Source organism: Companilactobacillus paralimentarius DSM 13238 = JCM 10415 (assembly GCF_001434985.1).
Lineage (GTDB): Bacteria > Bacillota > Bacilli > Lactobacillales > Lactobacillaceae > Companilactobacillus > Companilactobacillus paralimentarius.
Genome location: NZ_AZES01000018.1, coordinates 60696 through 86835 on the forward strand (window position 1 = coordinate 60696; position 26140 = coordinate 86835).

General features: G+C 35.4%; 24 protein-coding genes. 9 read left to right on the forward strand and 15 right to left on the reverse strand.

Features of this window, described 5'->3' with window-relative positions:
* Positions 1 to 2: 2 nt before the first annotated feature.
* From FD33_RS02010 to FD33_RS02025, 4 genes are read right to left on the reverse strand one after another with little or no spacing between them, the layout of a single operon-like run.
* Positions 3 to 725 (reverse strand): segregation and condensation protein A, encoded by a 723-nt coding sequence (locus tag FD33_RS02010; RefSeq protein ID WP_025085495.1) that lies wholly within the window; start codon positions 723 to 725, stop codon positions 3 to 5.
* Positions 725 to 1117: a hypothetical protein gene (locus FD33_RS02015; RefSeq protein ID WP_025085494.1), complete on the reverse strand. Its 393-nt coding sequence runs from the start codon at positions 1115 to 1117 to the stop codon at positions 725 to 727. Before FD33_RS02015 ends, FD33_RS02010 begins: the two co-directional genes overlap by 1 nt.
* Before the next feature lie 14 nt (positions 1118 to 1131).
* Positions 1132 to 2052, reverse strand: a complete 921-nt coding sequence (gene xerD / locus FD33_RS02020) for a site-specific tyrosine recombinase XerD (protein ID WP_193322477.1) — start codon at positions 2050 to 2052, stop codon at positions 1132 to 1134.
* A gap of 10 nt (positions 2053 to 2062) precedes the next feature.
* Entirely contained in the window at positions 2063 to 2923 is an 861-nt protein-coding gene (locus FD33_RS02025; protein ID WP_056955709.1) for a CvfB family protein, read from the reverse strand.
* 288 nt (positions 2924 to 3211) lie between these two features.
* Between FD33_RS02025 and FD33_RS02030 the strand changes: the two genes are divergently transcribed.
* The 5 genes from FD33_RS02030 (at position 3212) to FD33_RS02050 (ending at position 7874) form a co-directional block, all read left to right on the forward strand.
* Positions 3212 to 4333 carry an NAD(P)-dependent alcohol dehydrogenase gene (locus tag FD33_RS02030; protein WP_025085492.1) on the forward strand — a complete coding sequence of 374 codons (1122 nt, stop codon included), beginning with the start codon at positions 3212 to 3214 and terminating at the stop codon, positions 4331 to 4333.
* A 188-nt stretch (positions 4334 to 4521) separates the two neighbouring features.
* Entirely contained in the window at positions 4522 to 5394 is an 873-nt protein-coding gene (locus FD33_RS02035) for an ABC transporter ATP-binding protein (RefSeq protein ID WP_025085491.1), read from the forward strand.
* On the forward strand, positions 5387 to 6148 hold the full coding sequence (locus FD33_RS02040) for an ABC transporter permease (protein WP_025085490.1): 762 nt from the start codon (positions 5387 to 5389) through the stop codon (positions 6146 to 6148). Before FD33_RS02035 ends, FD33_RS02040 begins: the two co-directional genes overlap by 8 nt.
* The gene (locus FD33_RS02045; RefSeq protein ID WP_025085489.1) at positions 6145 to 7263 is read left to right on the forward strand and encodes a sensor histidine kinase; all 1119 of its coding nucleotides are present in this window, start codon (positions 6145 to 6147) and stop codon (positions 7261 to 7263) included. Before FD33_RS02040 ends, FD33_RS02045 begins: the two co-directional genes overlap by 4 nt.
* A gap of 2 nt (positions 7264 to 7265) precedes the next feature.
* Positions 7266 to 7874, forward strand: a complete 609-nt coding sequence (locus FD33_RS02050) for a response regulator transcription factor (RefSeq protein ID WP_025085488.1) — start codon at positions 7266 to 7268, stop codon at positions 7872 to 7874.
* A 397-nt stretch (positions 7875 to 8271) separates the two neighbouring features.
* Here FD33_RS02050 and FD33_RS02055 read toward each other — a convergent pair whose 3' ends face one another.
* The 4 genes from FD33_RS02055 to dnaE all read right to left on the reverse strand — a co-directional run bounded on the left by FD33_RS02055 (position 8272) and on the right by dnaE (position 15418).
* Positions 8272 to 9078, reverse strand: coding sequence for a DUF4931 domain-containing protein (locus tag FD33_RS02055; RefSeq protein WP_025085487.1), 807 nt, complete (start codon positions 9076 to 9078; stop codon positions 8272 to 8274).
* A 119-nt stretch (positions 9079 to 9197) separates the two neighbouring features.
* Positions 9198 to 10967 (reverse strand): pyruvate kinase, encoded by a 1770-nt coding sequence (gene pyk, locus FD33_RS02060; RefSeq protein WP_025085486.1) that lies wholly within the window; start codon positions 10965 to 10967, stop codon positions 9198 to 9200.
* Positions 10968 to 11030: 63 nt separating this feature from the next.
* Positions 11031 to 11990 (reverse strand): 6-phosphofructokinase, encoded by a 960-nt coding sequence (gene pfkA / locus FD33_RS02065; RefSeq protein ID WP_054642294.1) that lies wholly within the window; start codon positions 11988 to 11990, stop codon positions 11031 to 11033.
* 104 nt (positions 11991 to 12094) lie between these two features.
* Positions 12095 to 15418 (reverse strand): DNA polymerase III subunit alpha, encoded by a 3324-nt coding sequence (gene dnaE / locus FD33_RS02070; RefSeq protein ID WP_025085485.1) that lies wholly within the window; start codon positions 15416 to 15418, stop codon positions 12095 to 12097.
* Positions 15419 to 15511: 93 nt separating this feature from the next.
* On the opposite strand from dnaE, the gene FD33_RS02075 reads away from it, so the two are divergent.
* Positions 15512 to 15718, forward strand: a complete 207-nt coding sequence (locus tag FD33_RS02075) for a YjzD family protein (RefSeq protein ID WP_082397480.1) — start codon at positions 15512 to 15514, stop codon at positions 15716 to 15718.
* A gap of 99 nt (positions 15719 to 15817) precedes the next feature.
* Here the strand turns inward: FD33_RS02075 and FD33_RS02080 are convergent, their stop codons facing one another.
* The 7 genes from FD33_RS02080 to obgE form a co-directional block, all read right to left on the reverse strand.
* On the reverse strand, positions 15818 to 16561 hold the full coding sequence (locus FD33_RS02080) for a hypothetical protein (protein ID WP_056955710.1): 744 nt from the start codon (positions 16559 to 16561) through the stop codon (positions 15818 to 15820).
* Positions 16562 to 16625: 64 nt separating this feature from the next.
* Positions 16626 to 16808 (reverse strand): 50S ribosomal protein L32, encoded by a 183-nt coding sequence (rpmF, locus tag FD33_RS02085; protein WP_025085314.1) that lies wholly within the window; start codon positions 16806 to 16808, stop codon positions 16626 to 16628.
* 87 nt (positions 16809 to 16895) lie between these two features.
* Entirely contained in the window at positions 16896 to 17216 is a 321-nt protein-coding gene (locus tag FD33_RS02090) for a lipopolysaccharide assembly protein LapA domain-containing protein (RefSeq protein ID WP_025085313.1), read from the reverse strand.
* A gap of 11 nt (positions 17217 to 17227) precedes the next feature.
* Positions 17228 to 18025 carry an SDR family NAD(P)-dependent oxidoreductase gene (locus FD33_RS02095; protein WP_025085312.1) on the reverse strand — a complete coding sequence of 266 codons (798 nt, stop codon included), beginning with the start codon at positions 18023 to 18025 and terminating at the stop codon, positions 17228 to 17230.
* Between the two features lie 14 nt (positions 18026 to 18039).
* Complete coding sequence (rnz, locus tag FD33_RS02100) at positions 18040 to 18966, reverse strand: ribonuclease Z (RefSeq protein ID WP_025085311.1); 927 nt, start codon at positions 18964 to 18966, stop codon at positions 18040 to 18042.
* Positions 18967 to 18986: 20 nt separating this feature from the next.
* Complete coding sequence (locus tag FD33_RS02105; RefSeq protein WP_025085310.1) at positions 18987 to 20912, reverse strand: acyltransferase family protein; 1926 nt, start codon at positions 20910 to 20912, stop codon at positions 18987 to 18989.
* Between the two features lie 12 nt (positions 20913 to 20924).
* Positions 20925 to 22199: a GTPase ObgE gene (gene obgE / locus FD33_RS02110; RefSeq protein ID WP_025085309.1), complete on the reverse strand. Its 1275-nt coding sequence runs from the start codon at positions 22197 to 22199 to the stop codon at positions 20925 to 20927.
* Positions 22200 to 22399: 200 nt separating this feature from the next.
* On the opposite strand from obgE, the gene FD33_RS02115 reads away from it, so the two are divergent.
* Genes FD33_RS02115 through FD33_RS02125 form a run of 3 tightly spaced genes read left to right on the forward strand, consistent with a single transcriptional unit; the run spans position 22400 to position 26033 of the window.
* The gene (locus FD33_RS02115; protein WP_025085308.1) at positions 22400 to 23152 is read left to right on the forward strand and encodes a DeoR/GlpR family DNA-binding transcription regulator; all 753 of its coding nucleotides are present in this window, start codon (positions 22400 to 22402) and stop codon (positions 23150 to 23152) included.
* The gene (gene pfkB, locus FD33_RS02120) at positions 23153 to 24073 is read left to right on the forward strand and encodes a 1-phosphofructokinase (protein ID WP_025085307.1); all 921 of its coding nucleotides are present in this window, start codon (positions 23153 to 23155) and stop codon (positions 24071 to 24073) included. It begins immediately after the preceding gene.
* 19 nt (positions 24074 to 24092) lie between these two features.
* Positions 24093 to 26033 carry a PTS fructose transporter subunit IIABC gene (locus tag FD33_RS02125; RefSeq protein WP_025085306.1) on the forward strand — a complete coding sequence of 647 codons (1941 nt, stop codon included), beginning with the start codon at positions 24093 to 24095 and terminating at the stop codon, positions 26031 to 26033.
* Positions 26034 to 26140: the final 107 nt, after the last annotated feature.

Below are 26140 nucleotides of genomic sequence, written 5' to 3' on the forward strand. Positions count from 1 at the left end.
CATTAATTCCTCAATTCAATAAATAGTTCACTTTGGAAACCATCTTGACTAACTGAAACCAATTGTTTACTGGCTAATTCCAAGATGGCCATAAAGTCTGTAACTATTTCTTCGATATTATTATTTAATTTCAAAAGGGCTCTAAAAGTCATTTTTTTAGCCAATCTCAATTCGCCCATAATATTATTAGTTGCATCTTCAATCGATAGAGTCTCATTTTCGATGGTTTCAGTCTCTGGTTGATGATTCTTCTGAGCACGTAACAATTCAGAATACGTTGCTGCTAAATCATCCAGAACAACCGAACCAGGTTTTAAAAATTGATCTAATTGTTCTTTAGGTAAACTGACTTCCTTATCAAATTGTTGCTTTCTAACTTGTTCTTTTTCTTCAAAATAAGCTGCAACTCGTTTGTATGTTTGATAAGTCAAAAGTTGAGAAACTAATTCATCACGCGGATCTTCTTGAATTTCATCTTCGATTTCATCCGGTGCCTGCGGCAACAACATTTTACTTTTGATTGACATCAAAGTTGACGCCATAACCAAATAGTCTCCTGCAATGTCCAATTGTAAAACCTTCATACTTTTCAAATAATCAATATATTGCTGCGTAATTTGTGCAATCGGAATATCATAAATATCGACTTTTGATTCTTTAATCAAATGCAATAATAAATCAATTGGACCTTCAAAATCAGTTAAAACTAAATTCAATTTTTGCATTAGCTGTTTTCTTTTTCCTTCATATCTTTTTCTAACTTTTGTTTATTTTGACGCCACTGTTGAATTTGTTTACTCAAATTGAAATTCCCTAAAATTACTAAATTAGGAAATTTCTGTTGAATGTCATCAAAAATTTTAAAAACATTACTCTGTGAACGATATGAAGGATTCAATGAAACGTATTCGATAAAGACAGTATTATCCGAGAATGATAATGCCACAATACCTGAATAGTCTTCCATGTTGCTTTTCCAAAGATATAACTGACGGTTTTCATCTTCAGAATAAAGCTGTAATTCTTGCTCCAAATTGTTCAAATCCTTGAGGTCACTGATATAAGATAAAAAGCCCATAGCAATCTTCTTATTTTCATCACTATATTTACTAAGCATCCCTATCCCCCTATCTAAGCTCTTGGAAAGGCCTTATTATAGACCTGCTTCATTCTTGTTTGATTAACATGCGTATAAATCTGTGTCGTTGAAATATCAGAGTGTCCTAATAGTTCTTGGACAACTCGAAGATCAGCTCCATTTTCCAATAAGTTGGTGGCAAATGAGTGTCGTAAAGTATGCGGCGTAACGTCCTTTTTAATTCCAACTTGAGCAATATACTTTTTGATCATACGCCAAATTGATTGACGAGTTAATTTCTTACCACGAAAGTTCAAAAAGACTTCTTTTTGTTGACCGTATTTAGCCACCAAATCTTTTCTAGTTTCTGCAAAATATTTTTTCAACCACTCAATAGCCGTATCGCCAATTGGCAATAGCCGTTCCTTATTTCCCTTACCTAAGGTCTTGATCAATCCCAAGTCCAAATGCAAATCATCCATACTCAGATTGACTAATTCACTGACACGTAAACCAGTCGCGTACATCACCTCAAAAATAGTTCGATCCCTAATACCCAAGGGTGTGGAAACATCTGGCGACTCAATCAGCGAATTTACTTCATCCATCGACAATACTACTGGTAAGTGACTTCCCTTTTTGGGAGCATCTAGTTCATTCATCGGATTAGCGTGAATCTTATCAATAACTTCCATCCACTGATAGAAACGCCTCAACGAAGAAAACATCCGCATCTGTGAAGTTTTGGATTTATTTTCTTTATCTTGACTAACAAAAAATTGTGTGACAACAAAATGATCTTCTGGATAAAATGGTATTCGCTTCTTTTCCAAAAAACTACTGAATTCCAATAAATCCTGTTGATATGAAACAATTGTATTCTGTGACAGTCCTCGATCCAAACGAAGGTAATGAGCATAGTCGGCAATTGTATCAATCATCTTTTGATTCTTAATTGATAATTTCTCACTCATATTGTTACCTCTATTTGAGATAAGTGTAGCCATCTTTTTGTTCAATCTTCTTTTGTTTCATAAGATTTCCCAAAGCACGTTTAAAGCTACCCTTACTGATACCAAAGTATTCTTTAATATCATCAGGATCACTCTTATCGGTATAAGGCATTTTCTTATCACGAGAGTGTTCCAAAACAGCGACAATCATTTGAGCATCTGGAGTAATTTCCTCATAAGCACGAGGTCTCATTGATAGATTCAAACGACGGTGACTAGTACCAATGACACGAGCCTTAACATGTTGACCAATATGTAATGGTTGTGATTGTTCTTCTACATGAATGAAGCCAATGTAATAACTTTCCGTCATAACAAAGGCACCACTCTCTCTAATGGCGATAATTGTACCCTCCTCATCCTTGTTCTTAACATCAGCACCAGGACTACGAGCAATTTGCGTATAAAGTTCAATATCGGCTAATTTACCCCAAAGTCTTCCCTTGTGATCAATATCCAATTTGACCATTAAACTATCGCCCTTTTTAGGCCATTCAGAATGTTCAAAAGGTAAATCATCTAAAGAAACAACGATATCTTTATCGTCTAAACCAATATTAACGAACACACCCAAGTCGGTTCTAACTTCAGTTACTTCAGCAAAGTCCCAAATGCCTTGTACAACGAAGGGCATTACTGTCGTCATTTTATTTTTGTGAGCCTGATTCTCATAGAGAAAACCATTGATCTCATCACCCAATTCAGGGATCTCTGTTAATTCATTTAAGTCTAAAGCGAACGTCTTACCGTCGATTTGAACGAAAGCTTCATCTTTATTTAAATCAGTCACAGTACCCGTCAATACTTGACCATACATTTCTGTTATATCCATATTCACCATACTCTTTATTTTAATTTTCTTTGCTATTACATTTTACCAGTTTACGTTACATAATACTTTTAAGATTTTAATATTTTCATAAATTAATTTCTCTTTTTAAAAATCGTACTATCTTGTGATGAGATCGATTTTATTTTCACGATAAAAACTTATAAAATATAGCTCTTTAATAACAATTTTTTTAAAACCTAATTGAATTATTTTAAATATTGTGAAATAATTTCTTATTTAGTAAGCGTTTTCAAAAATGTTTTATTTTATGGAAGGGGGTTTCTTGTTATGAAAATTAAAGCTGCTGTTGTTGATAAAGTAAATGATCCATTTGTTATTAAAGATGACGTTGAATTGGCCGATCTTGAGGACGACGGTCTACAAGTTAAAGTTGTTGCATCTGGCATTTGTCACTCTGATGAAGCCTTACGTAAAGGTGATGCCGCATTTAGTTTCCCAGTAATTTTAGGACATGAAGGTTCTGGAATTGTTGAAAAAGTCGGTAAAAACGTTAAGAACTTCAAGCCTGGTGATCACATTATTATGTCCTTCTACTCCTGTGGTGAGTGTGACAATTGTTTAAAGGGCAAACCAACACAATGTCGCAATTATGCTAAATCAAATCTTTCAGGAACACGTCCTGATGGCACTGATCACTTCACTGAAGATGGTCATCACGTTAGTGATATGTTTAATCAATCTTCATTCACAACTCATACAGTAATCTCACAGAGAAATGCTGTTAAGGTTCCTAATGACCTTGACTTAAGAAAATTAGGACCTCTTGGCTGTGGCTACGTAACTGGTAGTGGTACAGTCTTCAATACCCTTCAACCAAAACCCGGTGATACAATTGCTGTCTTTGGTACAGGTGCCGTTGGACTGGCTGCAATGATGGCTGGTAAAATCTCAGGTTGTGTCAAAGTTATCGCTGTAGACATTGTTGATTCACGTTTGGAACTAGCTAAAAAGATGGGTGCTACTGATACCGTTAATAGCAAAAATGAAGATGCTGTTGAAGCCATCAAGAAAATCACTAATGGTTTAGGTGTCGACTGGGCCGTTGATACAACCGGTGTTGAAAAAGTTATGAAAGATTCAATCGCTGCTTTAACACAAGGTGGTACAACTGCAACTATTGCCGTTACTCCACATAACATCACTTTGAGTACTTGGAATAATCTCTGTGTTGACGATAAGAAGATTGTCGGTGTCAATATGGGTGATTCAATTCCTCAAATTGATATCCCTCGTCTAATTGAATTCTACAAGATGGGTGTCTTCCCATTTGATTTAACTGAAAAATTCTATGATTTTGATCAAATTAACGAAGCTGATGCTGATTCAATTAGTGGTAAGACAATCAAACCTGTTTTAGTTATTGATAAAGATTATAAACCTGAAGCATAATAGTTCTTTAAAATCTCCGGTCCACTTTTTTAGGGTTGGAGATTTTTTTGATGTTTATGTTTTCGTAAAACATTTAATAATACAAAAAACATGACATTTGTCATATAAATTAATGACATTGCTTACTATTGCTGTACAGCCAATTCTCTTAAAATAAAGTTATTCAATTAAGAGATGAGGTTAATCATATGACTATTTTAGAAATTCAACATATAAACAAATCCTTTGGCAAAAAAGTTATTTTAAAAGATATCAATCTTCAAATTGAATCATCATCCATCATTGCCTTAGTTGGTGCAAATGGTGCCGGAAAGACTACTTTAATCAATATTATTTTAAATCTAATTCCTCAAACCTCTGGTCAGATTAAATTTCTAACTAATGAAAATTGGAAACAAATTACCGGTGTTATGATGCAAGATAATATCGTATTGCATCGAATTACTGTTAAAGAAATTATTAGCCTAACCCGTAGTTATTTCGACAAACCACTTTCATACGAAGAACTCCTGAACATCTCTGGTCTAAATAATCATCAAAACAATCTAATGACTGGACTTTCCGGTGGTCAAAGGCGTCGATTGGCTTTTGCATTAGCATTAGCTGGTAATCCTGAAATACTTTTCCTTGATGAACCTACGGTCGGCATGGATAGCAACGCCCGAAATGAATTTTGGCAAGAAATTGATCGATTGAAAAAATCTGGTAAAACAATTTTTGTTACTAGCCATTACTTAGAAGAATTAGAAAACATTGCAGACCGATTCTTAATTTTACAGAACTCAACTATTGCCTTCGACGGTACAATCAAACAACTTCGTAGTCGTGAAGGCCAAAGTTTGGTTGAATTCGACAGTGAATTGAATCAAATTGACTTCGAAAATTTAGCAAATGTAATCTCAATCAATCTGATTGGACATCATTTTCAAATTATTACTAACGATGTTAATCAATTAATCACTGAACTAACACCTTACTTAAAAGCAATTGACAATTTACAAGTAAAACAAAGTACTTTGGACACGCTATTACTTAACTACAAGGAGAATAATCATGAATAAATTTATCTTTCAAACTAAAATCAACTTCAAACGTATAGTCCTCAGAAATAAAGCCTTCTTTTTCTTTGATATGTTACTACCAATCGTTTTTTATATCCTGTATACTAAAATTCTCGTAAGTAATGTGCCTGTTAGCTATCTCAAAGTTTGGAATAAAGACTATTTAGTTAGTATGATGATTTATGCCTGTATGTTAGGTGGGATTATCACTACAGCAAATACACTCTTAGAAGACCAAATGTCTAATTTCAAATTATTTGTCATGCTAAGTCCCCTTTCAAATTTTCAATACTATGGGTCCATGTCAATTGTTCTTATCACTTTGAATCTAGTATCCTCTATTGCACTTACTACAGTAGCAATGATCGTTAATCATGTCAGTATCTCAATCGGACTACTATTTGAATTAATTTCAATCAATCTTCTAGGTACCATATTATTAATTCTAATTGGTGTACTAATTTCATTTGCTAGAAAACCTAATACTGTTAATTTATTAACAAACTTGGTAGTATTTCCTTTGGCAATTCTAAGTGGATTATGGTGGCCCATTAATATCATGCCTACTTGGTTACAAAACATTGGTAAAGTAATGCCCACTTATCAATTATCCGTTATTGATAAAAATATTCTACATCAGACGACTCAACATATTGGTCCTTTTATTAATCTGTTGATTTGGTCCTTCATTATTTTCTTGATTCTATTTACAGTAAACAAAATTCAAAAAGAAAAAGGACTTGTTACGCAATGAAGAACTTCATACAGAGACAAATTTTATTCCCAAAAAGACTGGGCTTTATGCCCTACTTTTGGGTTTTTTCATTATTTCTTATGATAGCCCAGCTTTTGGCTCATGAGCCACATTTTAATTGGTGGCATTTAATTTTAATGATCATCTTTCTCAAATTTTATCGTGATGGCTACTGGATTAATCCCTATCTGTGGCTAGATCTTCTCGTACAATTGTCTATTGCCGTCTATTTTGTCATTTTATTTCCTGATGGTGGCGGTACGTTCTTCATTTACACTGCATGGGAAATTGGTTCATTACCGCTAAAATCTAAAAAATTCTTTCAATATTATGCTATGTTTCTAATAATTTCGCTAAGCTGCATTACATCATTCGTACTTTTTAGTCCAGTGATGAATAGTTATGGATTCATAGGTGTAATTATTACTTTAACTTTTACAATAGGTTCACCTCTTGCAGCCAGATCATTGGCCAACACTTATCGCCGTAACTATCAAACTAAGAAAAACAACAAACGTCTGGAATCCATTATTAAACAGAACGAACGTGACAGAATTGCCAAAGACTTACACGATAACATTGGTCAATCCTTTTCCATCATTACCCTCAAGGCTGAACTTGCTTCTAAATTAATCGATAAAGATCCTACAAAGGCTCAACAGCAGTTGCAAGATATTTCTAAAACCTCTCGTGAGGATTTGAATTTAGTTCGTAAAATAGTTGCCGATCTCAACGGAAAAACTATTGCCAGTGCCATGATTGAGGAAGAAAATAATTTACATGTTGCTGACATAAGGCAACATTCGGTCAACGAAGAAATATCAGCTGATTGGCCGAAAGCGGTTCAACACGTCTTATCTGCCATCATTAAAGAAGCTACTACAAATGTCATTCGGTACAGCAAAGCTAATATGATGAACCTCATCTTTGAGGAAGATCAAAACAACTACTTACTAAGAATTCAAGATGATGGAATAGGTTTCCAAAAGTCGAATAATCGTCAAACATTTGGTTTAACTGGCATGAAAACGCGTCTTAATAAAATTGATGGTAAAATTGAAATAGAATCCAAACACGGCGTGTTGATAAAAATATCTGTTCCAAAAGAGGAGTAATTATGACATCCATTTATATCGCTGAAGATCAAGAAATGCTTAACTCAGCTCTTTCCGCGATTCTTAATTTAGAAGATGATTTTACCGTTATCGGAAATGCGACCGAGGGACAAACAGCCCTTAAAGAAATAATTTCCTTAAAACCAGACGTAGCAATTCTAGATATTGAGATGCCTCAAATGACTGGTTTAGAGGTTGCTAAGGAACTTCGTTTAACAAAGCAGGATTTAAAAATCGTTATTCTTACAACCTTTGCTCGCAAAATCTATTTTGAACTGGCCGTAGCTGCTCAAGTGAATGCATATTTATTAAAAGATGGCCCTACCGATAAGCTAGTTGATACAATTCATAAGATTTTAGATGGTCAAACTATTTACGATTCAAATTTGGTCTCAACTATTTTAACAGCAGTCAAGAATCCCTTAACCCCTCAGGAATTGAAAATTATGAAGGAATTTTCTCAGGGAAAATCAACCCAAGAAATTGCCGACAGTGTTTTTCTCTCCAATGGAACAGTCAGAAATTACATTTCTTCCATTCTCAGTAAAACTGGTACCCACTCTCGGATTGAAGCTTTAAATATTGCTAAAAAGAACAATTGGATTGAATAGATTTAATTGTTCTTTATTTAGGGTTACATAACATTTTTACTCCGAAGCTAATATAAAAAAGTGATTCCTACTCAACTCTGGTTAAAGTGTGAATGTGTTTAATACGTAATTTTGTAAAGTAAAAACGACCTCTATTAAGAAATTCAAGTAAAGGATCTATCTTGAATACTTAATGGAAGTCGTTCTTTTGATTTAAAGCTTCTATATTCGTAGATTTAAAACACCAGATAATACTAGAACTAAGGACCAAGCGGTGGTAAAAATTTGTAGGCCTCATAGCTTGAAGTCGTATCCACCACGTTCCAGTGGACCATAGTTTTTTTGTGGACAACAGCATATTTCAAATATATTAGTTGGTATTAGTTACAACCAAGTTTAAAAAACCTTATCTTTTAATTTATTCTGGATTTTCAATTTCTGAACTATGAGCATTTTTTTGCAATCTTTGCAATAAAACAGCCGCAATACCTCTCACCTGCTTATCACCATCGCGTTGCGACAGACGATAACCTACAAAATATGGTGAAACTACATATCTAGCTTCAATTTTGCAAATGATCTTTTGTCCAATTTTATAGAAAAACAAATTGTAAGAGTCAAACTTACCACCATAAAGGTCATCCAAAACATATTTAACTGTTACACGTGTGAATTCAGCTAAATCATCAATGTATTTAGGATTATTGATAACTACATTGAATTCTACAAATCCCATGATTGGTTTTTCCGAAACATTAACATTAATGTGTTTTGAATTAAATACATTCATTCCAGTAAAATTTTCAGCTTCGATATGCTTATAACCATCAACTTTATCTAAACCTATCACTTGAAAATGTGGATGACGTAATGAGCCACCCGACATGGGGCCAAAATTCTTATACAACAAAACACTCTTGTATTTCTCACTCTGAATCATTTCATTCCAACAGTGATAAACAAATTCAAAAACTTCTCGATTCTTAGCAATTGAATAATTAGAAATATCACCATAATGATCACTTGATTCAATTAATACCGTCTGATTAGTATCCTTAAGAGTCTTAAATTTGTTTTCTAACCAAATCATATCACCCTTTTGTTCAATTATATTAGTTAAGTTTTCTCTATCACAGAAAGGACAATAATCCCTCTTCTTTTTAATATCTCGAGGCTTTCCTTTCGCCTGTTCGATCTCAAATACTAAAACATCTTTATTTGACAATTTTTCACCTCAGTATCTCTATTAATATGATATTACCGCAAACACAAAAAAACTGAAAGAAACTCGTCAGTTTCTTTCAGTCAATTTATGTTTTAAAACGTGTTTACTTCATTTAAAAATTAAAGTGAACGTGAAGCACCCTTGTATACAACACCACGTCTTGAATCAACAGTAACAGTGTCACCATCTTTAACAAGTGATGTAGCATTCTTAGCACCAACAACAACTGGTAGACCCATAGCAATACCAACAACGGCTGCATGTGATGTCAAACCACCGTTTTCAACAACAACGGCACTAGCTTTTTCAAGAGCTGGTAGGTAATCCTTGTCTGTCATCTTTGTAACAAGAATGTCGCCTTCGTTAACCTTCTTGTTAGCTTCTTCAGCTGAGTTAGCAACTACAACATTACCAACAACTGATTCTTCACCAACACCTTGGCCTTTAACCAATGTTGATCCAATTAGTTGAACCTTCATTAAGTTAGTTGTACCACTTTCACCAACAGGAACACCGGCAACAACAAGAATCAAGTCACCTTCCTTAGCAAAGCCAAGTTCTTGAGCTTTCTTAGCAGCTAAGTCAAACATTTCATCAGTGTTTTCTGGCTTGTCAACAACAACTGGATCAACACCCCAGTTAACTGTCAAACCACGTTGTGTAGTTTCATCAAATGTTAGAGCTAGGATGTCAGCACTTGGACGGTATTTAGAAATCATACGTGCAGTGTAACCTGACTTAGTAGCTGTAACGATTGTATTGATGTTTAGTTCTTCAGCAGTTCTAACAACTGATTCACCGATTGATTCTGTAACGTTTGAACCCTTGTAATCTTCGAAACGTTGGATTGCAAGTGAGTTATTCTTGTCTAATTGTTGTTCTGTACGTTCGTCGATACGAGCCATAGCAGCAACAGCTTCAACAGGGTAGTCACCATTAGCACTTTCACCTGAAAGCATTGTAGCATCTGTACCATCAAGAACAGAGTTAGCAACATCAGTAACTTCAGCACGTGTAGGACGTGGGTTTTCTTGCATTGAATCAAGCATTTGTGTAGCTGTGATAACTGGTTTGCCAAGAGCATTACACTTCTTGATCAAAGCCTTTTGAACGAATGGTACGTTTTCAAATGGAATTTCAACACCCATATCACCACGGGCAACCATCAAACCATCTGAAACTTTAAGGATAGAATCGATATTATCGATACCTTCTTGTGATTCGATCTTAGGGAAGATTTGTACGTATTCACAGTGTTTTTCTTCAAGGATTGCACGAATATCTAGGACATCTTGAGCTTTACGAACGAATGAAGCTGAGATGAAGTTAATACCTTGTTCCAAACCAAAACGAATATCATCTGAATCTTTTTCTGTGATACCTGGTAGACGAACTTCAACACCAGGAGCATTGATACTCTTTCTTGAACCGATCATACCGTCATTTTGAACAACAGTAACCAATTCACGGTTCTTGTCATCTTTTTCAGTAATCTTCAAGTCAACAAGACCATCATCGATCAATACGTGACCACCAACATGTGTATCATCATATAGACCAGGATATGTAGAAGCAATCTTTTCTGGAGTACCTGTTAATGAGTCATCCATTGAGATACGGATTGTTTGACCAATCTTAGCTTCAAACTTGTTACCTTCTTGAACAGTAGTACGGATTTCAGCACCTTTAGTATCAAGAACGATACCTACAGTTTTACCTGTAATCTTTTCAGCTTCGTGTACCATTTCCATACGAGCTTTATGTTCTGGGTGATCACCATGTGAGAAGTTGAAACGGAAGATGTTAGCTCCGGCTTCAATCAACTTAACGATTGTGTCAACATCGTTACTGGCAGGTCCAAGTGTACTTACAATTTTAGTTCTTTTCATCGAGAATCCCCTTTTCTTGTTTTCATCGTTTATTGTAACAAATTAAAACGTTATATGCTTAAATTATCTGCTTAAAGATTCATTTAAGTCATATAGTGATAAATCAGGTTTGTGCTTGCTATCGAACAAATCAAGAATGTCATGAGAAGTAATCTTGTTGTTTTCGATACCAACAGCAAGACCACCCTTGCCGTCAAGAAGCAAATCAACAGCATAAGCACCCATCTTACTTGCTAAGACACGATCCTTAACTGTTGGTGAACCACCACGTTGTACATGTCCTAAAACAGTAGCACGTGAATCAAAATCACCATATTTATCTAATTCCTTCTTGAAGTCATCAGCATGCATAACACCTTCGGCCAAAACAATAATCATGTTCTTGTTACCGTTTTGACGGCCTTCTTTAACTTCTTCAGCAATTTCCTTGATGTCAAAATCACGTTCTGGAACGATAATCTTTTGAGCACCACCGGCAACACCAGCCCAAAGAGCCACGTCACCAGCACCTCTACCCATTACTTCAACAATAAATGTTCTTTCATGGGAGCTAGCAGTATCATGCAACTTATCAATGGCATCAACAGCAGTAGATACAGCTGTATCAAAACCAATTGTAAAGTCAGTAAATGGAATATCATTATCAATTGTTCCTGGTAGACCAATTGCGTTGTAACCATGCTCTGTTAAACGCAATGCACCATGGTAAGAACCATCTCCACCAATAACAACTAATGCATCAATTCCAAATTTCTTTAATTGCTCAATACCCTTGAGTTGACCTTCTACGTTAGCAAATTCAGGATATCTTGCAGAATACAAGAATGTACCACCACGTTGAATACGGTCAGATACGTCTTCGCTTGTTAGTGGGAAAATATCACCAGCAACCAAACCAGCATATCCATAATTGATACCAAACACTTCAAGCCCTTTATCAATGGCTCTACGTGTGACTGCTCTAATAGCAGCGTTCATACCAGGGGCATCTCCACCACTGGTTAAAATACCAATACGCTTCATTTGTTCACACTCCAAAATTATTTGTTTCTAAAACAAAACCTAATCAAATATAACATTTTTATAGGTTACTTTGTAGAGCTGAAAACGTTTTTTAAGCAAATTTGTTAGTCTTTTTTTAAGAAAACACTCTTTTCGCCTAAGAAATCTTTCAATTGACTCTGCACATTATTATTAAAGCTTATCCAACGATTAGATTTCAATAGTAATGCTTGCTTCTTCTTTTCCCGATAAATAATGACTGGCATTTTTCCAGGATAATGTTCGATCAAACGATATAATTTCTCCAAATTATCAGGTGTATCAAGGCTTTTTGTAACCCGAAGATAAAGTTTTTCACTTGGTAATTGAACCGTATATTGTTTAGGATCACTTAGTCGATCAGCGATAAACTCTAAGTCACCTCGTTGACCTACATTACTGTGACCATCGAACAAGAAAATTTTACCATCTAATTCCATATTTTCAATCCTTTGAAAAACTTTAGGAAAAATTGTTACTGAGATGCTACCGGACTCGTCCTCAATTGTCATAAAGCACATTCTTTGACCTTTTTTAGTTCGAATAACTCGTAAATTTTTAATTAATCCCAAAATTTTTACAGAAATATTTTGAATCATTTTCAGTTCAGATATTTTTTTTGTGGAAATATTTAATAACTTACTACGGTATCGCTCAACTGGATGTCCTGAAACATAAACACCCAAATATTCTTTTTCCTGGTTCAATCTTTCCGTCAAGGTAAAATCATCGACTTCATGTTTTTTGGGATCCAAGACATCGAACAATGACAGATTACTACCTGCCAATTGAATGCTTTCAATTAAATCTCGAAAATCATATAGTAATTCCTTGCGATTCTTATTGAATGAATCAAAAGCCCCTGCTAAGATCAAAGGTTCCAAATAATCATTCTTGACGAATCTCGGATCTATTCGTTGTAAAAAATTTAAAGCGCTCGTAAACGGCCCATTCTTTTCTCTTTGTTCAACAATTGACTGAGCCAAATCACGACGCATTCCTTTGACGCTTAATAGACCGAACCGAATCGCTTTATTAGTCGAACTAAACTCATAGGAGCTCTGATTGATGTCAACATTTAAAATTTTAATTTGTTGATCTTTGGCATCCTGCACATAGGTCGAAACTTTATTCTCATTATTTAAATTAGAATTCAGCAAACAAGCAAAAAAAGCATCTGCAAAGTGAACCTTGATATAGGCTAACCAAAAAGCAATCATTGAATAAGCAACCGCATGTGATTTATTAAAACCGTAGTTACCAAACTTCTCAATATATTGATAAACCTTTTCAGCTGACTCTTTGCTGTGCCCTTGACCAATAGCACCGTTAATAAATTTTTGTCGGTTCTCTTCAATTAACTTCTCATTCTTTTTACTAATAGCTCGACGCAAGATATCCGCATCTGCCAGCGAGAAATTAGCCATTTGTGACGATGCTTGCATAACTTGCTCTTGATACACCAAAATACCATAAGTTGGTCGCAATAAATCTTCCAAAGATTTATCTGGATAAGTTACTGGTTCTTGACCATGCTTTCTTGCAATGAATGTAGCAATGTTTTGCATCGGACCTGGACGATACAGTGCATTAGTTGCCACAATATCATCAAAACTAGTCGGTACAAGCCTTCTTAAGACACTTCTAATACCATCTGATTCAAACTGGAAAACTCCGTCAGTAGCGCCTCTTTGGAATAATTTTAATGTTTTAGGATCATTTAACGGTATCTTCTCTGGAATAAATTCTCGACCATAATCGCGTGAAATTATTTGAATGGCTTTATCTAGAATGGTCAAATTCTTTAAGCCTAAGAAATCCATCTTCAACAATCCAACACTTTCAACGTTATTCTTAGTCTGCTGGGTTAAATTGATACCATCGTCTTCTAGTTGAACGGCCACAATATCGGTCATCTTTTTCTTACTTAAAACGATTCCTGCAGCATGCTTGGAATAATGACGTGGAATACCTTCGATTCGTTTAGCCACTTGATAGATCAACTCATTTTCACGTGAATTATTGACCAAGTTTCTCAAAGCACTGGATTCATCAAAAGATTCTTGCAAAGTTATATTTAATTTTTTAGGAATGGCATTCGACCACTGTGACATTTGAAATTGTGTTTGACTAAAAGTCCTAGCAATATCACGTAACGCCATCTTAGCAGCCAAAGTTCCAAATGTGATGATCTGTGCCATATGGTCGGAACCATACTTGTCATGCATATACATAACCATCTCATCACGTCGATTATCTGGTAAATCCAAATCGATATCCGGCATATTCACTCGTTGAGGATTCAAAAATCGTTCAAAAAGCAAATCATACTTAATTGGATCAACTTGAGTAATTCCCAAACAATACGAGACTAACGAACCTGCTGCCGAACCACGTCCAGGTCCTGTTTTAATTCCAACTTCATGGGCATGTTTAATAACATCCCAAACAATCAAGAAGTAATCGGAAAAGCCCATTTTATCAATGACACCAAGTTCATAATCTAATCTTTGAACATATTCTTTAGGAATCTGGCCTACTAGACGTTTATTCAAACCTCTTTGTGTCAATTCCGTTAGGAATTGTATTGAAGACTTTCCATCAGGCGTTTCAAATTCAGGTAATTCTGTCTCTTTAAATTCAATCTCAACATTACACTGATCAGCAATATAACCGGTATTTTCTACCGCATCTGTCATATCAACTTCCGAAAAATCAGACATAAAATCAGTTGCTGGACGTAAATAATGATCTCCAGTTTCCACAACTTGCTCCAAATTGTCGAAATGCTGCCCTGTACGCAAATAATTGACTACCTGGTAAGCTAGATGGTCGTCAGCTTTAATATAGCGTACATCGCCTAAGGCTGCCATTTTAAGGCCATTCAATTTAGATACATCTTTAATAACTCGGACATTATCAAGCTGCTCAGAATAAATTCCTACTCCCAAATAAAGTGCTTCTTTATCAATTAATTCCAATAACTTTTGGATATAATCTCTTTTATCGTCGATTGCAATAATTTCTGCACCACTTGCCGGAGTAATCACAAAAACGTCCTTCAGGTATAACTCTAAAGTTATTAAATCCAATGACTCTTTAGCCGACATGACCATTGAAGAGATTTTAATAAGATTTTGATAGCCACTATTATTTCTTGCCAACAGAATCAGAGGATAACTATTTTGGTTATCAATCAACCCCTGCGTTTCAACTGTTAAGCCAATAATAGGTTTGATACCGGCTTTACGAGCATATTTATAAAAATCTATCGAACCATATAAATTATTAATATCTGTTAAAGCAATAGCTTTATAACCTAGTTTCTTAGCTTGATCGACTATTTCGGTCAATTTGGCCGGACTATGTAATAAACTATAACTACTAATGACTTGTAATTGGGCTTGCAATTTACCGCCCCCTTTGTTTAAAATTATATCAAAATCAAGCAGAAGTTTATTGGGTAAAAATCCATTTTGTGCTAAACTACTTGAGAAAGTGAGATGGAAGAAATGAGATATATTGCTGTAATTTTCTGGTCAATCATGTTGGGACAAGTTGCCGGTTTTATAGGTGGTGCCCTAAACCAACAAACTTACAATACAAATTATTCTATCATTGTTAGTATAGTATTCGCTGTCATCTTCAGTGTAATTCCATTGATGCTCGACAGTTCTGTTAAGGAAACAAAGACCGAAAAAAATGCTTAATTCAGTTTAAGCGTTTTTTTGTGCTTTTAAAACTTCTAAAATGTAACTAAAAAACTTCAACTCAATTTTCAGAGTTGAAGTTTTTATTTTATAAGTAAATTAATACTTAGTAATGTACATATAGAAATCTTTAGTCGTCAAATTAATATTATAATTAATTCCCTTAGAAGTGATTGGATTCATTGAAGTTTTAGTAGAATTCTTATCAGCATTTTTAGTTTGCTTAGCAAAATCCTTTAAAACTTTTTTACCATCAGCTCCCAATAACTTGGAAACAATCATCAAATCTGTAGCGAAGTTCTTTTGGCCAGTCTTAGATTTAAGATCTTTATAAGAGAACTTTGTTGCAATTCCCATTAATTGGTTATTTTGAACGTTGTAATACCACTTCGTTCCATCATTCTTCTTATGCGTAATAATTCCATTTTTAGAAATTAATTGCAATTGATCATTTTGTTGTCCTAATGATAGCAATGTATAATTATACGACTGCGCAAAAGTCAAGTAATCTTCAAGTGCCTTAGCTTTTTTCACTTTAACTAACTTAGTCTCTGTCTTATTACCATTATTACCATTAACAGCTTTGATTCTTACATTCTGATCACTTGCTGAAACAGGTACAGAGATAGCAAAATGTCCACCGTCTACAGCTACTTTCTTAGTTTCGCCATTAATTGTATAAGTCAGCTTCTTATAATTATTAGCCTGACCCTTAACCACAGCAACTAAACCATCTGCACTATATGACTTCTTAGTCGTTGATAAACTTAATTTTGAACACCCTGAGAGCATTAAAAAGAATAGCGGAATAACCAACAACAATAAATACTTTAATCTTCTCATAGTTGTTTCCCCATCTAATTAAAAATATTAAAAAAAAGCCAAGACCAATTGACTTGACTTTTAATTAAGCTTCTTTGTTATCACTGATAACTTTTTCACCTTTATACATACCTGATGGTGAAACGTGATGACTTAAACGATATTCACCAGTAGCAACGTCGAATTGCATGTTTGGTGTGTTCAATTTAATATGTGCACGTCTTTGACGTTTTCTTTGTTTTGATGATTTTCTCTTTGGAACTGCCATATTTAAAAACTCCTTTATTTATATTACTTAATCAAATCTAACGTTTAATATAATACTATCATAAAAACATTAGAGCAAGCAAAAATCCTATTTTGTTTGCTTTTTTGCATTATTTTCCTTTAAAGCGTCCGCAATTTGGTTATCATGTGACACTTTTACGTTGGAAATTTGTTTTTGTGCATGACGATTAAGTTTATTTTCTTTCTTATTTCCTGTATTAGCTAAAAGCAATGTGATCACTGCTCCCAAAAGTAATGAGACAATAATCAAAATAATTAATGGTAACTTCACTCTTGTAAAACCAAAACTGACTGTAACTGGATCTACATTCAACACAGCAAAGATTACCACAATCAAAGCTATAACTAATCCAATGACGAATCTTGATTGTTTACCATTGTTACTCATTTTTTAACCCTCTATTTGCGATTTCCAAGCGTTGAAGCAAAATAATCCCCTAAACTTGGTGCTAATTTATAAAGTACTGCTGCTAATTCCATATAACGAGGACGATTAATTTCACGTTTATTTTTATTAAACGTATTAACTATTTCCCAGGCTAACTTATTCGGATCAAGCACAAAATTCTTCACCGAATCAAGATAATTTCCGTTATGATCAGCTACAGAGAAGAAATTGGTTGCTACAGGGCCTGGATTGATAGTTGTTACAAATACACCTAGTGGTTTCAATTCAAGCCTTAAACCGTCTGAAAACGCGATTACAGCTGCTTTAGTAGCTGCATAAGCTGCCGACTTAGGAGTCGTGATCTTACCAGCCATTGATCCAACATTAAAAATATGTCCGCGACCATTATCAATCATTTTGCTAGCAACTAATCTTGTCATTAACATTAAACCTAAAACGTTCACGCGAAACATCTTTTCAATCTTATCAAAGTCTGTCTCTAAATAATGAGAAAAGTCACCAAAACCTGCAGCGTTAACTAAGACATCAATATCATCAGTGATTTCAAAAGCCTTTGTTACGCCTTCAGTAATTTGTTGTGGGTCACTCATATCAACACTCAAATACTCATGATGAGCACCCTCTGCGCCTACACGGATACATTCGTTCTTTACCTGCAACAATTTATCCTCATTACGAGCTACTAATATCAAATTAGCACCAGACTTGGCAGCATTAATAGCTACATCTTTACCAATTCCGGAAGATGCTCCTGTGACCAAAACTGTCTGATTCAATAAATCAACCATAGTCATCCTCTTTTCTATTTGAATGGAACTTCAAACAAATCAAAATCACTAGCTACTTTAGTATTCTTAAAGATTCTTTGTGCCTCTCTTTGCAAAACTAAAGCACCTCTACCAGTATATCTAGCAGAAATATGTGTCAAAATCAATCCTTTTGCATGACATCTTTTGGCTACTTCTGCCGCCTGTGTAGCAGTCGAATGGAAATAATTATAAGCTAGTTTCTTTTCATCGTTAGAAAAAGTTGATTCGTGAACGATTACGTCTGCATTTTGCGACAATTTATCAATTTCCGGAGTATAGCGGGTATCAGAAATGATCGTAACAACTTTACTTGGCTTATCAGGACCAATAAAGTCATTACCGTTTAGAACCGTACCATCATCTAAAGTAACCGTCTTACCTGCCTTCAATTGACCGAAAAGCGGACCATTGGGAATATTGTACTTTTGTAAATCATCCACTAATAACTCACCAGTTCTTGGTTTCTCAACTACACGATAGCCAAAACAAGTCACCCGATGTTTCAATTCGCCTGCATATACAGTGAAAGTTTTGTCGTTAAAGATTTCTCCGCCATTTTTCATCTCAATGTATTTGATTGGATAACTTAATCTACTACCGGTTACCTTCAAGGAGGTCTCAACAAACAACTTGATTCCAACTGGTCCATATATTTCTAAAGGTGAATTTCCACCTTGATTAGAACGACTAGATAATAAACCAGGTAAACCAAAAATGTGATCCCCATGTAAATGAGTGATAAATATCTTTGTGATCTTTCTTGGCTTAATCGCCGTTTTTAAAATTTGATGCTGTGTAGCTTCGCCGACATCAAACAGCCAGACTTCGTTTCTTTCATCCAGCATTTTTAGAGCTGTACTTGAAACGTTACGACCCTTTGATGGAACGCCAGCGCCTGTTCCTAAAAATTCTAATTCCATAAAAAATTCCTATTCTACTTCTACTTTTTATCCAATGACTTCAAAATTTCCTTAGCCACGAAGGATGTGTAATACATTGAACCGTCCGGATTTGGATGAACATTATCATCATAGAACCAATCAGTATGTCCATTAGAATATCCATTCCAATCAATCACGGTTAAATTCTTATACTTACTTTGAGCTTGGCTTAAAACGCCATTAACTGTCTTTTCCCATGGTCTAGTTGGAACATGGACATTGATCCAGTAAACATGGCGTTGTGGACCAACTAACGACATGATTTGTCCAAGTTGTTGCATATTGAATGGTCCATTAGTTCCTAAACCAATCAAAACATTAGGTGCTAAGACACCCTGATCTTTGTACTTTTGTAAGATATCTAGACTAGCAGTTAATTGACGACTAACTGCTGCATCAACAACGACTTTCTTATCATCAAACAATTTCAAGAAATTATCTGATCCATCAGCCATAACTGAATCACCGACAGCTGTTAATGGTACATCTTTTAATCTCTGCAAGTCGATCTGTGTTAAACCATACTTTTCGAATTCAGTATTAATTGGATGATCTTTAGCAGCCTTTTTATATCTAGCATAATCAGCCGCCGACATCTTACCTGTTGCATTTTGTTTCTTTTTAGCTTTTTTCAAATTCTCAATAGCTTGTTGTTTCTTTTTCTTATTAGCTTTTTCATTCTTATTAATCTTATTAGCCAATTGGCTGTGGTTAACGTTAGGATTTGGTGCACTAACGGCCTTAACCACACTGTAACAACCTGTAATACTGATCAAAGCAATTACTAAAGCCAATACACGTTGAATCCCTGTTGAAGATTTAAAGAAGTTCTTAACATCACTCCACTTAGCATGTGCCAAAGGTTGTTCGACAAACCTGAATGAAAATTCAGTTACTAAGATAATTAAAATAACTTCAATCACCGGATATAAAATCGGATGATCTGCAACATTTTTGAATTTAGATTCAAAAAAGATCATAACAGGAAATTGGTATAGGTATAATCCATAACTTCTTGAACCCACATAATGGAAAACCTTGTTCGATAACAAGCCATTCCATATAGAATCTGGATGGGCCACAACCGCAATAAAGATACATGTTGTAACAGAGAAGATAAACATACCACCACGATAAAGGAATGGATCAGAATCTTTAATTGTAAAAATCATCAACAGCATTAAGGCTAATGACAATAAACCAACAATGTTCAATTTCCATTTATCGGACTTTTTAAGACCCTCTTTTAATTTTTCGGCAGGCCAAACTAATGCCAAACCACATCCCAAAAGGATTGAGAATAATCTAGTATCAGTACCATAGTAAATTCTACTTGGGTCAACGCCCGGCTTAAATAAAATTGCCATCCAAATTGCTGATGCAATGGAAACAATCATAGAAAACCCAAAAATGCGACCCTTTTTAACATGGAATTTACTAAACAAAATCAACAGAATTGGCCAAATAATATAAAATTGACCTTCAATAGACAATGTCCATAAATGTGTAAACGGTGACTCATTGTTAGCAAATCGTTCAAAATATGATTGACCATTAAAAATTTGCCACCAATTGTAAACATTCAAAACATTTGTCACGAAAATCTGATCGAAATGGTATAGCAGGTTCTTTAAAAACAAAACAATGTACGCACCCGATGCCAACAGTACGAATAGCATTCCTGGGTACAATCTTTTTACTCTTCTTAGATAAAAATTACTTAATGAAAATGAACCACCATAATCAACAGTATTAAAAAAATGATCCGTGATTAAGTATCCAGATATCAGGAAAAAAATTGGAACTCCCAAATATCCACCGGAAAAAACATTAGGATTTAAGTGATACATAATAACACCTATAACCCCTAAAGTACGTAGTCCATCAAATCCAGTAATAAATCTTCTTTTCGGTGATTTATTCATTATTTCTAACCCCTAAATAAATTCAAAAGTAAAGTCAAGAATTGTAACTGAATCACCTGATTCGGCCCCTGCCTCAATCAAAGCATCTTCAATACCCATTGACTTCAATTGTCTAGCGAAACGCATAATTCCGTCTTGATGATCCAAATTAGTTCTTTGAAGAAGTAATTCAACTCGATCACCTTTAACCACAAAGCTATGTTCAGCATCTTTCTCAATGGTGAACTGTTTCTTCTCTGGTTCAAAGTTATATTCTTTCGAATCATCAGTTTGTACATCAAAGTGAATTGGTTCTGCTTTGGACAATACTTCACTAGTATGATTCATCAGATCTTTAACACCAGTATGTTGAATACTTGAAATAGGAAAAATATCAACATCAGTATCTAATTTCTTTTTAAATTCTGCCAGACGTTCTTCAGAACCGGGAATATCTAACTTAGTTGGCACAATAATTTCTGGACGTTTTAAAACATTTGCATCATAGTTACCTAATTCTTTACGAATAGCTAAATAATCTTCATAAGGTTCACGGCCATTGTTAGGATCCATATCAACTAAATGTAAGATGACTCTAGTTCTTTCAACGTGACGTAAGAATTGAATTCCCAAACCAACGCCATTAGAAGCTCCTTCAATCAATCCTGGTAAATCGGCAATAACAAAATCTTGTCCATTTTCCAACTTAACCATCCCTAAATTAGGAGACAAGGTAGTAAAGTGATATGCCGCAATCTTAGGTTTAGCTGAAGTTGCTACAGATAATAAGGTAGACTTCCCAACTGATGGGAATCCGACCAAACCAACATCAGCAATCAATTTCAATTCAAGCTTCAAATGTTTTTCTTGACCAGGTTCACCGTTTTCGGCTACTTCTGGTGCTTGGTTCTTAGAGGTAGCAAAGTGAATATTACCACGACCACCATCGCCACCTTTGGCAACAATTAATTCTTGGTTATTCTCAGTCAAATCTCCAACTAATCTACCACTATCTTCATCGTAAACTGATGTTCCTGTAGGAACGACAATGTAAACTGGATCAGCCTTATGACCATACATTCCCTTGATTTGGCCATTTTGACCAGGTTGAGCTTTAAAAATTCTCTTGTATCTAAAGTCCATTAAGGTATTCATACCTTCATTAGCCTTTAAAATTATGTCGCCTCCGCGACCACCGTCTCCACCTGAAGGTCCACCAAGTGGTACATACTTTTCGTGGCGGAAGGCAACAGCGCCGTCTCCACCCTTACCAGATTTTACGGTGATTTTAACGTTATCTACAAACATTAAAATCCCCCTTTCTAAACTTAATTATCATTTCTAAATTTTAGCACAAAAACATACTTCATAATACTTTGAAGTATAATTGATTGTCCAGAAATTTATTAATTGGTTAATATCTTTTGGAAGTTTTTGAGAGATTTTGAGTTTTTATGATTGATTTTGAATGAATATGGAGGTATTATATTTTTTGCGAGGTGATGAAAGTGCTTACTGAAGAAAGACAACAAATTATTTTAGAACAATTAAAAATACATAATATTGTCAAACTCCACGATTTAATTCCATTAACGGGTGCTTCCGAATCTACCTTGCGTCGTGATTTGCAAGATCTTGAGAATTGTCACAAGTTATTACGAATCCACGGCGGTGCTCAAAACGTCATTTCATTACACGAGGAACCAGCGCTTTCTCAAAAAGCAGCTGTACATATCAATGAAAAGAAACTGATCGGTCAAACAGCCGCAAGTTTAGTTAGAAATCATGAAGTAATTTTTTTAGATTCCGGAACTACCATTCAATTCATGATTCCCTACTTAATAGAACATAACGACTTGTTAGTCATTACCAATAGTGTCGATAACGCTTCGATGTTGGCCGATTACAACGTGAACACATTTCTTCCTGGGGGAAAGTTAAAATCATCTACAAAAGCATTGATTGGTGCAAACATTATTCAAACACTTGAAAGGTATCATTTTGATCGTGCTTTTCTCGGCGCTAATGGTTTTTCTATTGATGCTGGTTATACGACACCAGATCCTGAAGAGGCAGCCATTAAAAGTTTGGCAATCACGCAATCGAATCAATCCTATATACTATCCGATAGTTCCAAGTTTTCGCAAGTTAGTTTTAGTCGTTTTGCAACTTTAGATGAAGTTCCATTAATAACAAGTAGGCTATCAGAAAAAGAAGCGAATGCTTTGAAAAAATTTACTAAGATAACGGAGGCAATCTAGTTGATCTATACAATTACAGTTAATCCTTCAATTGATTACGTTCTACAATTGAAGAATTTAAATACTGGCGAAGTTAATCGTACTCAAAACGATGTTAAACTTCCTGGGGGAAAAGGAATCAATGTTTCTAGAATTATGAAGGAACTTAATATAGATTCCACAGCATTAGGATTTATTGGTGGAGCCACAGGCTCAATGTTTGAAGAATTACTTTCTCAACATAATCTCAAGACTTCATTCACTAGAGTTAAAGAAGACACTCGTATTAACGTCAAAATTAACGCTACTGAACAAAATGAAGAAACTGAAATTAATGGTGCTGGTCCTGTCATCAGCGATGATGAGCAAGAAAACTTCATGAATAATTTAAATGAAATTGGTAAAGGCGATATCGTTGTTATGGCTGGAAGCCTTTGCAGAAATCTTAATACTAATTTTTATTTAGATATTGCTGAAAAGATTCAAAAACAAGGTGCTGAATTCATCATTGACACTACTGGTCAAGCATTGTTGGATACTTTACCACTACATCCATTAGTCGTAAAACCAAATCATCATGAACTAGCTGATCTGTTCAAGGTTACTTTCAAAGATGAGCAAGAAATCATTACTTACGCTAGAAAGCTTTTGGACAAGGGTGCTAAGCACGTCTTGGTTTCTATGGCCGGAGATGGTGCCCTGCTAGTTACTAAGGATAAAGCCTACAAGGCAAATGCTCCTAAAGGCACTGTCATCAATTCAGTTGGTGCTGGTGACTCTATGATTGCCGGATTTGCTGGTACATTCATGGAAACAAACGATCCTATCGAGAGCTTCCATATGGGTGCTGCTTGCGGATCAGCTACTGCCTTCAGTCAAGACATAGCTATTAAAGAAAAGATCGACGAAGTTTATAAGGAAATTTCTATTATAGAAATCTAATTGAGGGGGACTCTTAATAATGGACTTAAAGCAACTATTGTTAAAAGACGCCATGATTATGGACTTGAAAGCTACTACTAAAGAGGAAGCCATTGAAGAAATGGTTGATAAGTACTATCAAGTCGGCGTTATTGATGACAAAGAATTATATAAAGCAGATATTTTAAAGCGTGAAGCTCAAACAAGTACTGGTATTGGTGAAGGAATTGCCATGCCACATGCTCGTGATAAAGCCGTTAAACGTGCTACAGTTTTATTTGCTAAAAGTGCTAAAGGTATCGATTATAAATCACTAGATGGCCAACCAGCTTACCTATTCTTTATGATTGCTGCCCCAGATGGTGCTGATAATCTTCACTTGCAGGCTCTTGCTGCACTATCCTCACTTCTAATTAATCCTGAATTGGTTAAGAACTTAAAAGCTGCCAAAACAGCTGACGAAGTTCAAGAATTATTTGATAAGGCCATGAAGGAAAAAGAGGCTAAGGATAAGGCTGACGAAGAGAAAGAAAAAGCTAAAGCAGCAGCTGCTGCTCAAGCTAGTGATTCCGACGAAAAGAAACCTTATGTTGTCGCTGTTACAGCTTGCCCTACTGGTATTGCTCATACATACATGGCTGAAGCTGCTCTAAAAGAACAAGCTGAAAAAATGGGTATCGACATTAAAGTCGAAACTAATGGTTCCGAAGGTGTTAAGCACAAGTTAACTGCCGACGAAATCAACCGTGCTGATGGTGTTATCATCGCTGCCGACAAAAAAGTTGATATGCCTCGTTTCGATGGCAAACACCTAGTTAACCGTCCTGTTAGTGATGGTATCAATAAAGCTGAAGAATTGATTAACTTAGCTGTTGAACAAAAAGCTCCTGTCTTCCATGCCGAAGGTGGTGCTACCGAAGAAAAGGAAGATAGTGAAGAAAAGAAGTCACTTTGGTCAAGAATCTATGCTGATCTAATGAATGGTATTTCTAATATGCTTCCATTCGTTGTTGGTGGTGGTATTCTGATGGCTATTTCCTTCTTATTAGAAAACTCCGTTGGTGCTCACTCACAATGGTTCCTCTTCTTTAATAACGTTGGTAACTACGCCTTTAGTTTCTTGATCCCTGTTTTAGCTGCTTATATTGCCGTTTCAATCGGTGATCGTCCTGCCTTGTTACCTGGTTTTGTTGGTGGTTATATGGCATCACAAGCTACAGCTTCTGTAGTTAGTTCCAAGAGTCCTGCCGGCTTTATCGGTGGTCTTCTAGCTGGTTTCATTGCTGGATGGGTTGTTGTTTTCTTAAAGAAATGGCTCAAGAATTTACCTCATTCACTAGCTGGTCTTAAAACTATTTTGATTTACCCAGTACTAGGGTTGCTCTTTACAGGAGCTATCATGTACTTCGCTGTTGATCCAATCTTCGCCGTTGTCAATGCTGCCATTACTCACTTCCTAGAATCAATGGGTACTGGTAACGCTGTTATCTTAGGTACATTGCTTGGTGGTATGATGTCTATCGATATGGGTGGTCCTTTCAACAAGGCTGCTTACACATTTGCCATTGGTACATTTACTGCAACTCAAGATGGCGCTTTGATGGCTGCCGTCATGGTTGGTGGTATGGTTCCTCCTCTAGCTATTGCGATTGCAACAACATTCTGGAAGAACAAGTTTACTGAACAAGAAAGACAAGCTGGTCTTTCAAACTATATCTTAGGTTTATCATTCATTACTGAAGGTGCTATTCCATTCGCTGCTGGAGATCCATTACACGTTATCGTATCAAGTGTTATCGGTTCTGCTATCGGTGGTGGTTTGACACAACTATGGGGCGTTAATGTTCCTGCTCCTCATGGTGGTATCTTCGTTACACCACTTGCTAACAAACCATTACTTTACTTGTTAGCCGTTGTTATCGGTGCTGTAATTTCTGGTGTTATCTATGGTATTTGGAAACCTGCTAAGAAAAATAATTAATTATATTTCTCTGTTATCTGTAATTTTTTTTACAATGTATTTTATAAATAAATGAAGAATAAAAGCTCTGTTTCTACTGGATAGTTATCGACTATACCACGGAAACA

Coding starts and splice junctions, on each gene's coding strand:
- FD33_RS02050 (WP_025085488.1), top strand. CDS start 7,266: ATGACATCCATTTATATCGCTGAAGATCAAGAAATGCTTAACTCAGCT.
- FD33_RS02040 (WP_025085490.1), top strand. CDS start 5,387: ATGAATAAATTTATCTTTCAAACTAAAATCAACTTCAAACGTATAGTC.
- FD33_RS02010 (WP_025085495.1), bottom strand. CDS start 725: ATGCAAAAATTGAATTTAGTTTTAACTGATTTTGAAGGTCCAATTGAT.
- FD33_RS02045 (WP_025085489.1), top strand. CDS start 6,145: ATGAAGAACTTCATACAGAGACAAATTTTATTCCCAAAAAGACTGGGC.
- FD33_RS02015 (WP_025085494.1), bottom strand. CDS start 1,117: ATGCTTAGTAAATATAGTGATGAAAATAAGAAGATTGCTATGGGCTTT.
- FD33_RS02080 (WP_056955710.1), bottom strand. CDS start 16,561: ATGAGAAGATTAAAGTATTTATTGTTGTTGGTTATTCCGCTATTCTTT.
- rnz (WP_025085311.1), bottom strand. CDS start 18,966: ATGGAATTAGAATTTTTAGGAACAGGCGCTGGCGTTCCATCAAAGGGT.
- FD33_RS02090 (WP_025085313.1), bottom strand. CDS start 17,216: ATGAGTAACAATGGTAAACAATCAAGATTCGTCATTGGATTAGTTATA.
- FD33_RS02095 (WP_025085312.1), bottom strand. CDS start 18,025: ATGGTTGATTTATTGAATCAGACAGTTTTGGTCACAGGAGCATCTTCC.
- pfkA (WP_054642294.1), bottom strand. CDS start 11,990: ATGAAGCGTATTGGTATTTTAACCAGTGGTGGAGATGCCCCTGGTATG.
- rpmF (WP_025085314.1), bottom strand. CDS start 16,808: ATGGCAGTTCCAAAGAGAAAATCATCAAAACAAAGAAAACGTCAAAGA.
- FD33_RS02025 (WP_056955709.1), bottom strand. CDS start 2,923: ATGGATATAACAGAAATGTATGGTCAAGTATTGACGGGTACTGTGACT.
- obgE (WP_025085309.1), bottom strand. CDS start 22,199: ATGTTTGTAGATAACGTTAAAATCACCGTAAAATCTGGTAAGGGTGGA.
- xerD (WP_193322477.1), bottom strand. CDS start 2,052: ATGAGTGAGAAATTATCAATTAAGAATCAAAAGATGATTGATACAATT.
- FD33_RS02035 (WP_025085491.1), top strand. CDS start 4,522: ATGACTATTTTAGAAATTCAACATATAAACAAATCCTTTGGCAAAAAA.
- FD33_RS02075 (WP_082397480.1), top strand. CDS start 15,512: ATGGAAGAAATGAGATATATTGCTGTAATTTTCTGGTCAATCATGTTG.
- FD33_RS02125 (WP_025085306.1), top strand. CDS start 24,093: ATGGACTTAAAGCAACTATTGTTAAAAGACGCCATGATTATGGACTTG.
- FD33_RS02030 (WP_025085492.1), top strand. CDS start 3,212: ATGAAAATTAAAGCTGCTGTTGTTGATAAAGTAAATGATCCATTTGTT.
- pyk (WP_025085486.1), bottom strand. CDS start 10,967: ATGAAAAGAACTAAAATTGTAAGTACACTTGGACCTGCCAGTAACGAT.
- FD33_RS02105 (WP_025085310.1), bottom strand. CDS start 20,912: ATGAATAAATCACCGAAAAGAAGATTTATTACTGGATTTGATGGACTA.